The sequence below is a fragment of the Arthrobacter sp. 05T410 genome, assembly GCF_056396505.1.
In genome coordinates, this window is record NZ_JBFTLP010000013.1 from 35,141 (window position 1) to 48,479 (window position 13,339).

The window sequence follows — 13,339 nt, forward strand, 5'->3', positions numbered from 1 at the left end:
TCCACATTTTGAGAAAGAACGTGTTTCAGCCATGACCAACATCTCCACGGAGCCCGGCGCCACCACCGGAAACGCCGCAGGCAACGACGCCACGCACGCCGCCGTTTCGGAAGGCTCCACGGTCCTTGAGGCCGCAGCCCTCGCCGAGGACACCATCGCGCTGGTGCGCCGCTGGCTCACCGAGGCCGCAAAGGTGCCCGTCGACGCCTCGGCCGAGCAGCTCGCCGGGGTCCTGAAGGACCCCAACGGCCTGGACTTCACCGTCGGGTTCGTCGACGGCGTCGTCCGTCCCGAAGACCTGCAGGTCGCCGCCCGCAACCTCGCCGCACTGGCCCCCAAGGTCCCGGCCTTCCTGCCCTGGTACATGCGCAGCGCGGTCCGCCTCGGCGGCACCATGGCCCCGGTCCTGCCCCAGGTGGTCATCCCGGTTGCCCGCCGGGTGCTGCGTGAAATGGTCGGCCACCTCATTGTCGACGCCACCGACGCCAAGCTCGGCCCGGCCATCGCCAAGATCCGCAAAGACGGCATCAAGCTCAACGTCAACCTCCTCGGCGAGGCCGTGCTCGGCGAACACGAGGCCTCCCGCCGGCTCGAGGGCACGCACACCCTGCTGTCCCGGCCCGACGTCGACTACGTCTCGATCAAGGTCTCCTCCACGGTGGCCCCGCACTCCGCCTGGGCCTTCGACGAGGCCGTGGAGCATGTCGTAGAGAAGCTCACCCCGCTCTTCGCCCGCGCCGCCTCCTACGCGTCCACTGGCCAGAAAGCCAAGTTCATCAACCTGGACATGGAGGAATACAAGGACCTGGACATGACCATCGCGGTCTTCACCCGGATCCTGGACAAGCCCGAGTTCAAGAACCTGGAGGCCGGCATCGTGCTCCAGGCCTACCTCCCGGATGCCCTGTCCGCCATGATCCGCCTGCAGGACTGGGCCGCCGCCCGCCGCGCCGACGGCGGCGCCGCCATCAAGGTCCGCGTCGTCAAGGGCGCCAACCTGCCGATGGAGCAGGTCGAGGCCTCCCTGCATGACTGGCCGCTCGCCACCTGGGGCACCAAGCAGGACTCGGACACCAACTACAAGCGCGTCATCAACTACTCGCTGCACCCGGACCGGATCCGCAACATCCGGATCGGCGTCGCCGGCCACAACCTCTTCGACATCGCCTTCGCCTGGCTCCTGGCCAAGCAGCGCGGCATCGCGGATACCGCACCGCAGAGTATCGAATTCGAGATGCTGCTCGGCATGGCCCAGGGCCAGGCCGAAGCCGTCAAGAAGGACGTCGGCTCCCTCCTGCTCTACACTCCCGTGGTCCACCCTGCCGAGTTCGACGTCGCGATCGCCTACCTGATCCGCCGCCTCGAAGAGGGCGCCAGCCAGGACAACTTCATGTCCGCCGTGTTCGAACTCAGCGAAAACGAAACGTTGTTTGAGCGCGAGAAGCAGCGCTTCCTCGCCTCGCTGGCCAAGCTCGACGACGAGGTCCCGGGCCCGAACCGGCTGCAGAACCGCGCCCTTCCGGCCGCGCCGCTGCCGCACGATTCGTTCGAGAACACTGCCGACACAGATCCGTCGCTGCCCGCGAACCGCGACTGGGGCCGCGCCATCCTGGGCCGCGTCACGACGTCGACACTGGGCAACTCCTCCGTCGAGGCCGCCACGATCAACGATGCCGCGACCCTGAATGCCGTGATCGAGACCGCCGTCGAGAAGGGCAAGGCCTGGGGTGCGCTCTCCGGCGCCGAGCGCGCCGAAATCCTGCACCGCGCCGGCGACGTCCTCGAGGCCCGCCGCGCGGACCTCCTCGAGGTCATGGCCAGCGAGACCGGCAAGACGATCGACCAGGGCGATCCGGAGATCAGCGAGGCGGTCGACTTCGCGCACTACTACGCCGAGTCCGCCCGCAAGCTCGACGACGTCGACGGCGCCACCTTCGTCCCGGCCAAGCTCACCGTTGTGACGCCGCCGTGGAACTTCCCGGTCGCCATCCCGGCCGGCTCCACCCTTGCGGCCCTCGCCGCCGGCTCCGCCGTCGTGGTCAAGCCCGCCAAGCAGGCCCGCCGCAGCGGCGCCGTCATGATCGAGGCCCTCTGGGAGGCCGGCGTTCCGCGCGACGTGCTCACCATGGTCCAGTTGGGCGAGCGGGAACTGGGCCAGCAGCTCATTTCCCACCCGGCCGTGGACCGCGTCATCCTGACCGGCGGCTACGAGACCGCCGAGCTGTTCCGCTCGTTCCGCAAGGACCTGCCCCTGCTGGCCGAGACCAGCGGCAAGAACGCCATCATCGTCACCCCGAGCGCGGACCTGGACCTCGCGGCCAAGGACGTCGCGTACTCCGCGTTCGGCCACGCCGGCCAGAAGTGCTCCGCCGCCTCGCTGGTGATCCTCGTCGGCTCCGTGGCGAAGTCGAAGCGTTTCCACAACCAGCTGATCGACGCCGTCACCTCGCTCAAGGTCGGCTACCCCCAGGACCCGGCGAGCCAGATGGGCCCGATCATCGAGCCCGCCAACGGCAAGCTCCTGAACGCCCTCACCACCCTCGGCGAGGGCGAGACCTGGGCCGTCGAGCCGCGGAAGCTCGATGATTCGGGCAAACTCTGGAGCCCTGGCGTGCGCTCCGGTGTCCGCCGCGGATCCTACTTCCACCTCACCGAGTTCTTCGGCCCGGTCCTGGGCGTTATGACCGCCGAGACCCTCGAGGAGGCCATCGCGATCCAGAACCAGATCGAATACGGCCTCACCGCGGGCCTGCACTCGCTGAACAGCGAGGAACTGGGGATCTGGCTGGACACCATCCAGGCCGGCAACCTCTACGTCAACCGCGGCATCACCGGCGCGATTGTCCAGCGCCAGCCCTTCGGCGGCTGGAAGAAATCCGCCGTCGGCGCCGGCACCAAGGCCGGCGGCCCGAACTACCTCGTCGGCCTCGGCGAATGGGTCAGCAAGCCCAGCACCGCCGCCGGCACCCCGGGCGCTGCTCCCGCCCAAGCCGGCGTCCGCCGGATCGAGGACGCCGCCAAGGGCTTGCTGACCGCCGACGAACTCGCGCCGCTGCAGCGCGCGCTCGCCTCCGACGCCCGCGCCTGGGCCGAAGAGTTCGGCACCGCGAAGGACGTCTCCGGCCTGAGTGCGGAACGCAACGTCTTCCGCTACCGTGCTCTGCCCGTCACGGTCCGCCTCGCGGAAGGCGAGCCGCTTGCCGGCCTCGTCCGGACCGTCGCCGCCGGCGTCCTGGCCGGGTCCGTCCTGACGGTCTCCACCGCCGTCGAACTGCCCGCCCAGCTGCGCGCCGTCCTGTCCGGGCTTGGCATCGCCGCGACTGTTGAGAACGACGCCGAATGGCTCGCTTCCGCCGGCACCCTCGCCGCGGCGGGCAAGCTCTCCGGCGCCCGGATCCGGCTGATTGGCGGGGACGCCAAGGCGCTGGCCGAGGCCACGGGCGGACGCCCGGACCTGGCGGTGTATGTCCACCCCGTCACGGAAGCCGGACGCGTGGAACTGCTGCCGTTCCTGCATGAGCAGGCCATCAGCATCACGGCGCACCGCTTCGGCACGCCCAACCACGTCTCGGACGCCCTGATCTAGCCCGGGGCTGCTAAAACCCCGGCTCGGGCGTGCTAAAACCCTGAAACCCAAAAAACACCGCCGCTGTGCAGGCACCATAAGGTGCGGCACGGCGGCGGCGTTTAACGGCGAAGGCGCTAAGCAGAGCCGGGGCTAGCCGAAGTACCAGCCCGGCGGGACCCAGGAAGCGGGGACCGCGTGGGCGGAGAAATCGTCGCAGCCCGAGCAGAAGTAGGTGACCTCGCCGAGCTTGCTGACCGAGCCGTCCCTCCGGTGCGTGGCCGGGACGAAGGTCTCCAGGTAAATGAACTCGTCCGTGCCGCAGCGTTCGCAGTACGGGCTGGCCACATAATCGGACTCTGCGAGGGTAGCCGGGCGGATTCCCCGTTGGCCCGGGGTGGCCGCGTGCTGGGCCGCGGCTGAGTGCTGCATTCCGGCGGTCGAGTGGTGCATGGCCGCTGCGGGGTGGGCCGGCGCGGTTACCTGACGGGCGGACTTTGTCGCGTGGGCGGCGGGGGCGGGCAATCGGGGGTGATTAATGGCTGGCATCAATGGCGGCCTATCCCGAACGTTCCGACGCCAGCCACAGGCGCCAGCGACGGACAGCGTTCGTTTTTCGAATCGTTGTCGTGGGCCACTGCTTGACCTCGAACGGTGGATCTTAAGTAGTGTCAGGATAGATGAAGTACGTGCACCGTTCAATGGTCAAGTAAGTACTGCTCGGGTCCGGGTAGTCCGCCCCGTAGGTACCGTGGCAGGATCAGCGCTGGCTGCGGGACCGCCCGCGCGTCAGGCCGGTCGCTTCAGGGTCCGGCCCACGATCGCCTGCGTGAGGGCATCGATCACCTCGGTATTGGCCAGCGGATTGCGGATGAGCGTGAAATCGACGTCGCCCACCGGCGGCAGATCGAAGCGGCGGGTGATGATTTTCAGATCCTCCGGCACCAGGGAGGAAGGCATTACCGCCACACCGATGCCGGCCCGGACGGCGGCCAGTACGCCGCTGATCTGCCGCGTGGTGCAGGTGATCCGCCAGGTGCGCCCGGTGGCCTCCAGGGCGTCGATCGCAAGCTTCCGGCTCAGGCTGGGGGAGGGGTAGGCGATCAGCGGGACAGGATCAGCCGGTTCCAGCACGGTCTGCTCCAGCCCGACCCAGGCGAAGGCGTCCTGCTGGACCACGGTTCCGTCCTTGGCACCGGCCACCCATTTCACAAAGACCAGATCCAGTTGCCCGGCGTTCAGGCGCTTGTAGAGCTGGTCGCTTTGCCCGACCGTCAGCTCGAGGTTGATCTGGGGATAGATCTGCCGGAACTCCCGGAGGATGCGTGGCAGCCCGGTGATGGCGAGATCATCGGCCGTGCCGAAGCGCAGGCGGCCGCGCATGGCGGAGCCGGAGAAATAGCGGGCGGCGGAGTCGTGCGCGGCGAGGATGCTGCGGGCGAAGCCGGCCATGGCATCGCCGTTGTCGGTCAGGCGTACATCCCGGGTATCCCGGGCAATCAACACCCGCTTGGCGGCGGTCTCCAGCTTGCGGACGTGCTGGCTGACGGTGGGTTGGGCCAGGCCGAGGCGCTCGGCGGCCTTGGTGAAACTCAAGGTTTCGGCCACGGCCAGGAACGAGCGGAGCTGGGCGGGTTCGAACATGGGGGTCTCCGGATCGGTGTCGCATACCCTGCATTGCGTTTTGTAATGCGAGTTATGCGTGGAATAGGCTTCCATAATCTCTTGGGGCCAGCCTAGCGTTAAGTCCATTCCACTCACCCGCTCTTTTGAGGACTTTTCCGTGGCACCCCCTCCGCCGCTAGAGGCGAACGCAGCTTCCCTGCCGGACACCATCACCCAACCACTCGCCGTCGTCAGCCAGCCTCTGCCTTGGCGCCACACTTTCATTTCGCTCAAGGTCCGCAACTTCCGCATCTTCGCGATCGGGCACTTCGTCGCCGTCATCGCGCTCTGGATGCAGCGGATCGCCCAGGACTGGCTGGTGCTCCAGCTCTCCGGTTCCGTCACCGCCGTCGGCATCACCGTGGCCCTGCAGTTCCTGCCGTCCCTGTTCCTCGGCCCGTGGGCCGGCATGATGGCGGACCGCTTCGCGAAGCGGAAGATCCTCATGCTGTGCCAGTCGGTGGCCGCCGCGTTGGCCGCGGTCCTTGCCGTCCTGGCGCTCGGCCAGCGGATCGAGGTGGGACACGTCTACGCGATCGCGCTGGTTCTGGGCCTCGTGACCGTGCTGGACCAGCCGGCCCGCCAGGTGTTCGTCAACGAGCTCGTGGGCCCCGGCTATCTGCGAAACGCGATCAGCGTGAATTCCACGATCTTCCAGCTGGGCGGCCTGATCGGTCCTGCGATCGCCGGGATCCTGCTGACCGCCGTGGGGGCCGGCTGGGCCTTTGCCGCCAATGCGGTGGCCTGCTGCTTCACGGTGGCCATGCTCCTGAGCCTGCGCAAGGACCAGCTGCATGTCAGCACCCCGGCCGCAAAGCGCCCGGGCATGCTGCGGGAAGGGCTGGACTATGCGCTCAGCAAGCCCACCATCTACTGGCCCTGGCTGATGGCCGGGTTCATCGCGGTGTTCGCGATGAGCCTGCCGGTGCTGCTGGCCGCTTTCGCGGACCACGTGTACGACGCCGGTGCCGGCGGCTACGGGCTGCTCAACACGCTCGTGGCCCTCGGCGCCCTGGCCGGCGCCATCACGTCGGCCCGGCGGCGCGCCCTGCGGCTGCGCTCCGTGGTGCTGGGCGCCGGGATGTACGGGCTCATGCTGTGCCTGGCTTCCCTGGCACCGTCCATGGCCTGGTTCGGCGCGGCCATGGTGCTGGCCGGATTCTGGTGCCTGATGTTCCTGACCGCCGCGAACCAGCTGGTCCAGGTCAGCGCGAACCTGGCCATCCGCGGGCGGGTCATGAGCCTGTACATCATGGTGCTGATCGGCGGCCAGGCGATCGGCGGCCCGATGATGGGCTGGCTGGCCGAGCACGCGGACCCGCACACCGCCGTCCTCGTCTCCGGCGGCGTCCCGGTGCTGGCTGCCGCGACCGTCGCCGTCGTCCTCGCCCGGCGCGGGCAGCTCATGCTCAAAGTGGACCTGAAGGACCGGCGCCGGCTGCTGCGGATCGTCCGGACCGATTTCCGCACCGAAAAAGGACAGCCGCTACGTGGATCCACGCAGCGGCTGTCCTAATTCGTCGCGGAAATCCCTAGAGCTCCAAGGGGCGGTGCGGGAACTCGGCTTCCCGCTGCTGGAACTGCAGCACATCCGGCTTCAGGACCACGCCGTCGCGGATTTCGATCGCGCGGCGGATGGTCTCGTTTCCCGCCCAGGCTTCGGGGCCGGACACCACGGTCTCGAGGAACGGCAGCAGCGCCTCGCTGATTTCCCAGCTGGCGGAATTCCACAGATAGGACGGGCTGTGGTCCACGGCGTAGTAGTCGATGTGGTCACCCACTTTGAACATCGGCTCGGCGAAGGTGGTGGTTTTCGCCCAGCTGAAGCCCATGCCCTCGTCGCAGGAGACGTCCACGATCAGGCTGCCGGGCCGGAAGGCGGCCAGGTCCCCGGTGCGCAGGTAGGTAAGCGGCGCGTTGGGGTCCTGCAGCGTGCAGTTGACCACGATGTCGCTCGCGGCCAGGAACGGCGCCAGCGGCACGCGCCCGCGCTCGGTGATGACCTCGCTCAGGAACGGCGCCTCGCTGTCATGGTCGAACTGCGCGATGCGTACCGAGTGGATGGGAGAGCCAACGGCGGCAACACCGCGGTTGGTCAGCACCTGCACGTCATGGACGCCGTGGGCATTCAGCGCCGTCACAGCGCCGCGGGCGGTGGCCCCGAAGCCGATCACGACGGCGCTCAGCCGGCGGCCGTAGTCCCCGGTGGAACCGGTCAGCGCCAGGGCATGCAGCACGGAGCAGTAGCCGGCGAGCTCGTTGTTCTTGTGGAAGACATGCAGGCCGAACCCGCCGTCGCTGGCCCAGTGGTTCATGGCCTCGAAGGCGATCAGCGTGAGTTTCTTGTCGATCGCCAGCTGGGTGATGGCCCGGTCCTGGACGCAGTGCGGCCAGCCCCAAAGGACCTGCCCGTCCCGGAGTTCGGCCAGGTCCTCGGGCTGCGGCTTGGGCAGGAGGACGACGTCGGCTTCCGCCAGCAGTTGCTGTCGCGGCGCGATGCGCCCCACGAGGGGTGCGAGCTCGGCGTCGGACCGGCCGAAGCGCTCGCCGTAGCCTTCCTCGAGGATCAACCGGTCCCGGATCTCCGGCGCGATGCGGTCCAGGTGCAGGGGGTGGATCGGGAGGCGCCGCTCGTCCGGTTTGCGTGTGCCGGCGAGGATGCCGAGCGTGAGGTAATTCGGTGAACGGGTCACTTCTTTTTGGGGCTCGCCGTCTTTGCGGCGGTCACTTTATCGAGGGAGCTGGCCGGCGCTGAAGCGGCCCTCTTGTCAGCGCGCTTTTCCTTAATGGATTTGCCGGATTTCTTGGATGCTGCTTGACGGGGGGATTTGTCAGCCATGATTGCTCCTGTAGCGGAACCGAAGAGGTTCCTGACTTCCGACGATACAGGTAGCAACCTAATAGGAGCCCGGGATGCTGTGGGGGCATGTGGAGCGGCTGACGGGAATCGAACCCGCGTATCAAGCTTGGGAAGCTAGCGCTCTACCATTGAGCTACAGCCGCAGTGGGACCGGCCTGAATTCCAGCCGTGAGTCCCGATCAACGAGGTTTACATTACCTCAGTCTGAGTTCGAGGTTGTACACCCCGCGCTCGCCTGGCCGGTACCGCGCTGGGGTGGCGCGATTGTGACCGGATGGCGCGCCTGCGGTGTCCCTCGCTCTGAAGATCGCTGATCCCGGCATCCCCGGGCCCGTCATTTCCCCGAAACGCTGTGGGAACGCCTCGTTCATCTGCACAGAAAGCGAGCCGAAACCGCACCCCGAAATGGGTAGTGCTGTCTCGAATCCGGGTAATGGGCGCAAGTAGTCCGCCCGTGGCGGCGAATTTGACGAGTGGTCCACCAACTCAAGAGGGGTAGGCCACACTCGTGTGCAGCAGAAAGCCATCGAATTTACTGGAGGAGACCACAGCCAACCGAGTCGCTAGAAGGTCTCACATGTACGACCAAAAGTTGATGGTGGCCCGTCCTTTGTTGCCAACGGGTGGGTTTGCCCACCCAAACGTGCCGGATCAAGGCCACTCGCCGGCCAGGCGTTTGGCACGGCATCAGGGCCGCCGGACGGCCGGGTTCAGTGGTCCTGTTGGCGCTATTGGCGGCAAGCATGAGTGAGCTCAAGCAGCGCGTTCCGGTCCATACGGGGTATCGATCCCTGGATCATGTCCGGGTCACCCCACGAACGCAAGATTCACCGAGGTCTGCTGCCGGCGCGGCAGCTTTAGCCCCGCCGTCCATCCCATTTCCCGACTTCAGGTCGGCGAAACTCCGGCTTGCGAGCAGCTCCCGTCGCGAGGGCATTCGTTGGGCAAACCGTTATCGGCATCTGCTGATAGCCGCAGACGCCCTGGTGATTGCGGCAGTGACTGCGGCGGCCCACATCACCCGGTTCGGGTTGAGCACAGTGAGTTCGGTTCAAGTGGGCGAGTTCCGAGTGGATTACCTCTACATTTCCGTGGTCATCGCGGCCGCCTGGATGCTTGCGTTGGGGCTGTACAAGAGCAGGGACACGCGGATCGTCGGAATCGGAATCGACGAATACAGACGGGTCGTCAGCGCAAGCGCAATGCTTCTGGGCCTCATCGCTCTGGTTTGTTTTGTCCTGAATATCGACGTGGCCCGGGGATTCTTCGCGCTCGCCCTGCCCGCCGGGCTGACCGGCCTGCTGGCGGCACGCTGGAGCATGCGTCAGTGGCTGTCCAGACAGCGGGTTCACGGCCATTACCTTTCGCGTGTGATCGTGTTGGGCCGGCCGAATGACGTCCGGTACGTCGTCAGCCAGATCGAAAAGAAGTCCGGTGCGGCGTACAAGGTCGTGGGTGTCGCACTTTCCGGGTCCGCCGGCGCCGGCACCTTCACCCAAGGCAGCCATGTCCTCAACGTCATTGGAGACGAGCGGAGCGTCGTGGAAGCAGTGGCTTCCGTGGACGCCGATGCTGTCATCGTGGCCGGACCCATGAAGGGCGGCAGCCGTTACATACAACGACTCGGATGGAAGCTGGAACAGTCGTCCACCCAGTTGATCCTCACCACCGGACTGACCAACGTCGCCGGTCCCCGGATCCACTCCCGTCCCGTGGAGGGCCTTCCCCTCATGCATGTGGAACTGCCGCAGTACGCCGGCGCCAAGCATGCTCTGAAGAGGCTATTCGACATCACGTTGGCCGCCGCGGCCCTGGTGGCGCTCATCCCTGTGTTTCTGGTCCTCGGGGTGATGATCAAGCGGGACAGCCCCGGGCCCGTGATCTTCAGGCAGGAACGGGTGGGTCGCGGCGGTGAGAAATTCAACATGCTGAAATTTCGGTCAATGGTCGAAACCGCGGAGGACGATCTCGCCGGGCTCCTGGAACACAACGAGGGCGCGGGTGTGCTCTTCAAGATGCACAACGATCCGCGGGTCACCGGGGTCGGCCGCTGGATGCGCAAGCACTCCCTCGACGAACTGCCGCAGTTCTGGAACGTCCTTAAGGGCGACATGAGCCTGGTCGGTCCACGGCCCCCGCTGCAGCGCGAGGTCGACAACTACCACCACAAGGTGCTCCGGCGGCTCTACATCAAACCGGGCCTGACAGGCATGTGGCAGATCAATGGGAGATCGGAGCTGAACTGGCGTGACAGCGTCCGACTGGATTTGTACTACGTCGAAAACTGGTCGCTGGCCGGAGACCTGATCATCCTTTGGCGCACAGCAAAGATGCTCATCAATCCGGTCGGGGCCTACTGACAAACCAAGGGTTTCTGTTCTACAAAAATTGAGAAAGGCAAGGCAATGACCACACTTGTTTCGGGGGCTGGTGGATTCATCGGAGGCCATTTGGTGGCCCAACTCCTCAAAGACGGACAATCAGTCCGGGCAGTAGACCGCAAGCCTTTTGCAGAGTGGTACCAGGTGCACCCGGAGGCGGAGAACATCCAGGGCGACTGCTCGCTGCTGGAGACGGCCCGCGAGGTCAACCGGGGCGTGCAGTACGTCTACAACCTCGCCGCCGACATGGGCGGCATGGGCTTCATTGAGAACAACAAGGCGGCCTGCATGCTGACTGTGCTCACCAGCACTCACATGCTCATGGCAGCGCAGGAAGCAGGCGTTGAGCGGTTCTTCTACAGCAGCTCAGCCTGCGTTTATGCTGCCGGACATCAAACGTCCTCTAACGTCATCGCACTGCGTGAAGAAGACGCGTACCCCGCACAGCCGGAGGACGGCTACGGATGGGAGAAGCTCTTTACCGAGCGCATGGCCCGGCATTACCGCGAGGACTTCGGGCTGCAGACCAGAATCGCCCGGTATCACAACGTCTACGGCCCGCACGGCACTTGGGACGGTGGGCGGGAGAAGGCGCCGGCCGCACTCTCGCGCAAGTTCGCACGGGCGGCACTGACAGGCGACACCAATCTTGAGATCTGGGGCGACGGGGAACAGACCCGCAGCTTCATGTACATTGACGACTGCATCCAGGGCACTAAAGACGTCCTGCACGGCGATTTGACCGAGCCCGTCAACCTTGGATCCTCTGAGTTGGTCTCGATCAACCAGATGGTGGATCTCCTCGAGCAGATCTCCGGCACCGTGGTGACCAGGCACTACAAGCTCGACGCCCCGCAGGGAGTTCGCGGGCGGAACAGCGACAACACTCTCTTTCATGCCACGTACGGCTGGGAGCCGTCCATCACGCTCCGGACCGGACTGGAAAAGACCTACGAGTGGATCTTCGACCAGCTCAAGGCGCAGGGGTGAACCCCCGTGCGCATCCATATTCACGACTTCGCCGGGCACCCGTTCCAGGCGGAGCTCTCCCGGGAACTCGCCGCGCGGGGACACGACGTCGAACACGCCTACGCGACCCAGTATCCCAGTGGCAAGGGAAAGCTGGAGCGCCTGGACGGTGACCCGGACGCGCTGACTTTCCGCGGAATCACCGCCGTGAGGACCTTCGAGAAGTATTCGCCGTTGGGACGGATGCGGTTCGAGAAGTCATTTGCCCAAGCTTGGGTCAGCCACCTCGAGCAGGCCCGTCCCGATTGCGTCGTGGCATGCAACGTTCCGTTGTTCGTCCTGAACAGATTCAGCTCAACGATGGCAAAGTCGGGGCAGCCCTGGGTGTTGTGGCATCAGGACCTCTTCAGCAGAGCCATCGGAGAAGAGATCAGGAAACGGCTGCCTGCGGCTGTCGGTCCGGCAGCGCAGCGATGGGTCACGCGCACGGAGAAGAACCTGGTCCGCAGTGCCAGTCAGGTCGTCGCAATCGGCGAGGAATTCCGCCGGGCGTACCGGCGCTGGGGCCTCGATGTGCGCCACGTTTCTGTCATTCCAAACTGGGCGCCGCTCGGTGAGATCCTGCCCGGGCCAAGGGACAACGGGTGGGCGCGCGCCCATCTCCCGCAGGGCCGGGAGATCCGTCTGCTCTATGCCGGAACGCTCGGCCGGAAGCACAATCCGCTGCTGTTGATTGATCTCCTGCGCGCCGCCCTGGGCAAGGGCATCCCGGCGCGTCTCGTGGTCGCCTCGGAGGGGGAAGGGATTGAAGCCGTGCGCCAGATCGCGGAGCGGCAACCGGAATTGCCGATCACCCTGCTGCCGTTCCAGCCTGCTTCCGAACTCTCTGAAATGCTCGGCTCCGCTGATGTGCTCCTGGCCCTCCTGGAGCCCGGGGCGTCAAAGTTTTCGATACCCAGCAAGGTGCTCTCGTCCTTGGCGGCCGGCCGTCCCGTCCTGGGACTCATGCCGCGGGACAATCCAGCGGCCGTGGACATCGGGGCGGCCGGCGGGTATGTCGGGACTCCGGACGCGCAGGGTGTGGTGGGTGCCTCCGATTGGCTCCAGGGGATGGTCCAGTCGCCAGGGGCGCTTGTCTCCGCCGGAGAGCGAAGCCGCCAGCTTTCCGTCGAGCGGTTTGGTATTGGTCCGATCGCCACCCGATTCGAAGAAGTGCTGGCCAAAGCCGTTGCGGACCGCCGTCTGGCACCACAAGGGTCCGCGCAGACTGCCGAGGCGGTGTCCTGATGCCAGCACAATCATCGCCGGACGCCGGACCAGGGCGGCAGACGCCTGTCATTGATCTGGCTCAGGCGCCGGGCGCCGGTGAAGCCTGGGACCGGCCACGGGCGATTGTCTATCTGTGGGGGGCCTGCGAGCTATTGTTCGTGAGCAACCCCTGGCAGATAAGTTCACGGCTCCGGGTCGCCGTGCTGCGGGCTTTCGGCGCCGAGATCGGTCCGGGCGTCACATTCCGGCCCCGCACCCGCGTCAAGTTTCCGTGGAAGCTGCACATCGGAACCGGCTGCTGGATTGGTGAGGGCGTCTGGTTCCACAACCAGGACGATGTCTACATCGGCGCCAACGCTGTGGTTTCACAGGAATGCTTCATCACCACGGGAAGCCACCGGGCCCGCAGCGACATGGGCCTGATAACCAGCCCCGTTCACATTGACGATGGCGCATGGGTCACCTCGCGTTGCATGGTGCTCGGCGGAGCCCACATTGGCCAGTCAGCCGTCGTGGAGCCGCTCACCGTGGTCCGTGGTGAGGTTCCGCCGAATGCTGTCTACGGGCGGGTGCCCGGCCCCTCAGTGATCAGAGAACGGTTCCGGGGAAATGATGTCCTGTGATGGCACA

10 protein-coding genes and 1 tRNA gene are annotated in these 13,339 nt (G+C 66.0%); 6 read left to right on the forward strand and 5 right to left on the reverse strand.

The window, feature by feature from the left end; translation table 11 throughout:
- Positions 1-31 precede the first annotated feature (31 nt).
- On the forward strand, positions 32-3,586 hold the full coding sequence (locus tag AC1DFR_RS15500; RefSeq protein WP_476873817.1) for a bifunctional proline dehydrogenase/L-glutamate gamma-semialdehyde dehydrogenase: 3,555 nt from the start codon (positions 32-34) through the stop codon (positions 3,584-3,586).
- A 132-nt stretch (positions 3,587-3,718) separates the two neighbouring features.
- Here the strand turns inward: AC1DFR_RS15500 and AC1DFR_RS15505 are convergent, their stop codons facing one another.
- Positions 3,719-4,114 (reverse strand): hypothetical protein, encoded by a 396-nt coding sequence (locus AC1DFR_RS15505; protein WP_476857301.1) that lies wholly within the window; start codon positions 4,112-4,114, stop codon positions 3,719-3,721.
- A gap of 240 nt (positions 4,115-4,354) precedes the next feature.
- The gene (locus AC1DFR_RS15510) at positions 4,355-5,209 is read right to left on the reverse strand and encodes a LysR substrate-binding domain-containing protein (protein WP_079550633.1); all 855 of its coding nucleotides are present in this window, start codon (positions 5,207-5,209) and stop codon (positions 4,355-4,357) included.
- 139 nt (positions 5,210-5,348) lie between these two features.
- Here AC1DFR_RS15510 and AC1DFR_RS15515 point away from each other — a divergent pair, with 139 nt between their 5' ends.
- Positions 5,349-6,746: an MFS transporter gene (locus tag AC1DFR_RS15515; protein ID WP_476873818.1), complete on the forward strand. Its 1,398-nt coding sequence runs from the start codon at positions 5,349-5,351 to the stop codon at positions 6,744-6,746.
- Between the two features lie 16 nt (positions 6,747-6,762).
- Here the strand turns inward: AC1DFR_RS15515 and AC1DFR_RS15520 are convergent, their stop codons facing one another.
- The 3 genes from AC1DFR_RS15520 to AC1DFR_RS15530 form a co-directional block, all read right to left on the reverse strand.
- Positions 6,763-7,923 carry a N(5)-(carboxyethyl)ornithine synthase gene (locus tag AC1DFR_RS15520; RefSeq protein ID WP_476873819.1) on the reverse strand — a complete coding sequence of 387 codons (1,161 nt, stop codon included), beginning with the start codon at positions 7,921-7,923 and terminating at the stop codon, positions 6,763-6,765.
- Positions 7,920-8,069: a hypothetical protein gene (locus tag AC1DFR_RS15525; protein WP_018774018.1), complete on the reverse strand. Its 150-nt coding sequence runs from the start codon at positions 8,067-8,069 to the stop codon at positions 7,920-7,922. Before AC1DFR_RS15525 ends, AC1DFR_RS15520 begins: the two co-directional genes overlap by 4 nt.
- A 90-nt stretch (positions 8,070-8,159) precedes the next feature.
- A tRNA-Gly gene (locus tag AC1DFR_RS15530) sits at positions 8,160-8,233 on the reverse strand.
- A gap of 600 nt (positions 8,234-8,833) precedes the next feature.
- Between AC1DFR_RS15530 and AC1DFR_RS15535 the strand changes: the two genes are divergently transcribed.
- The 4 genes from AC1DFR_RS15535 to AC1DFR_RS15550 all read left to right on the forward strand — a co-directional run bounded on the left by AC1DFR_RS15535 (position 8,834) and on the right by AC1DFR_RS15550 (position 13,332).
- Positions 8,834-10,450 carry a sugar transferase gene (locus tag AC1DFR_RS15535; protein ID WP_476873820.1) on the forward strand — a complete coding sequence of 539 codons (1,617 nt, stop codon included), beginning with the start codon at positions 8,834-8,836 and terminating at the stop codon, positions 10,448-10,450.
- A gap of 45 nt (positions 10,451-10,495) precedes the next feature.
- Positions 10,496-11,461: an NAD-dependent epimerase/dehydratase family protein gene (locus AC1DFR_RS15540; protein ID WP_223915147.1), complete on the forward strand. Its 966-nt coding sequence runs from the start codon at positions 10,496-10,498 to the stop codon at positions 11,459-11,461.
- A 6-nt stretch (positions 11,462-11,467) separates the two neighbouring features.
- On the forward strand, positions 11,468-12,727 hold the full coding sequence (locus tag AC1DFR_RS15545) for a glycosyltransferase family 4 protein (protein WP_476857304.1): 1,260 nt from the start codon (positions 11,468-11,470) through the stop codon (positions 12,725-12,727).
- Between the two features lie 140 nt (positions 12,728-12,867).
- Positions 12,868-13,332 (forward strand): LbetaH domain-containing protein, encoded by a 465-nt coding sequence (locus AC1DFR_RS15550; protein ID WP_476873821.1) that lies wholly within the window; start codon positions 12,868-12,870, stop codon positions 13,330-13,332.
- Positions 13,333-13,339 lie beyond the last annotated feature (7 nt).

What these genes read in the sequence shown, in the direction of transcription:
- AC1DFR_RS15500 (WP_476873817.1), top strand. Translation starts at nt 32, where the DNA reads ATGACCAACATCTCCACGGAGCCCGGCGCCACCACCGGAAACGCCGCA.
- AC1DFR_RS15505 (WP_476857301.1), bottom strand. Translation starts at nt 4,114, where the DNA reads ATGCCAGCCATTAATCACCCCCGATTGCCCGCCCCCGCCGCCCACGCG.
- AC1DFR_RS15510 (WP_079550633.1), bottom strand. Translation starts at nt 5,209, where the DNA reads ATGTTCGAACCCGCCCAGCTCCGCTCGTTCCTGGCCGTGGCCGAAACC.
- AC1DFR_RS15525 (WP_018774018.1), bottom strand. Translation starts at nt 8,069, where the DNA reads ATGGCTGACAAATCCCCCCGTCAAGCAGCATCCAAGAAATCCGGCAAA.
- AC1DFR_RS15535 (WP_476873820.1), top strand. Translation starts at nt 8,834, where the DNA reads ATGAGTGAGCTCAAGCAGCGCGTTCCGGTCCATACGGGGTATCGATCC.
- AC1DFR_RS15540 (WP_223915147.1), top strand. Translation starts at nt 10,496, where the DNA reads ATGACCACACTTGTTTCGGGGGCTGGTGGATTCATCGGAGGCCATTTG.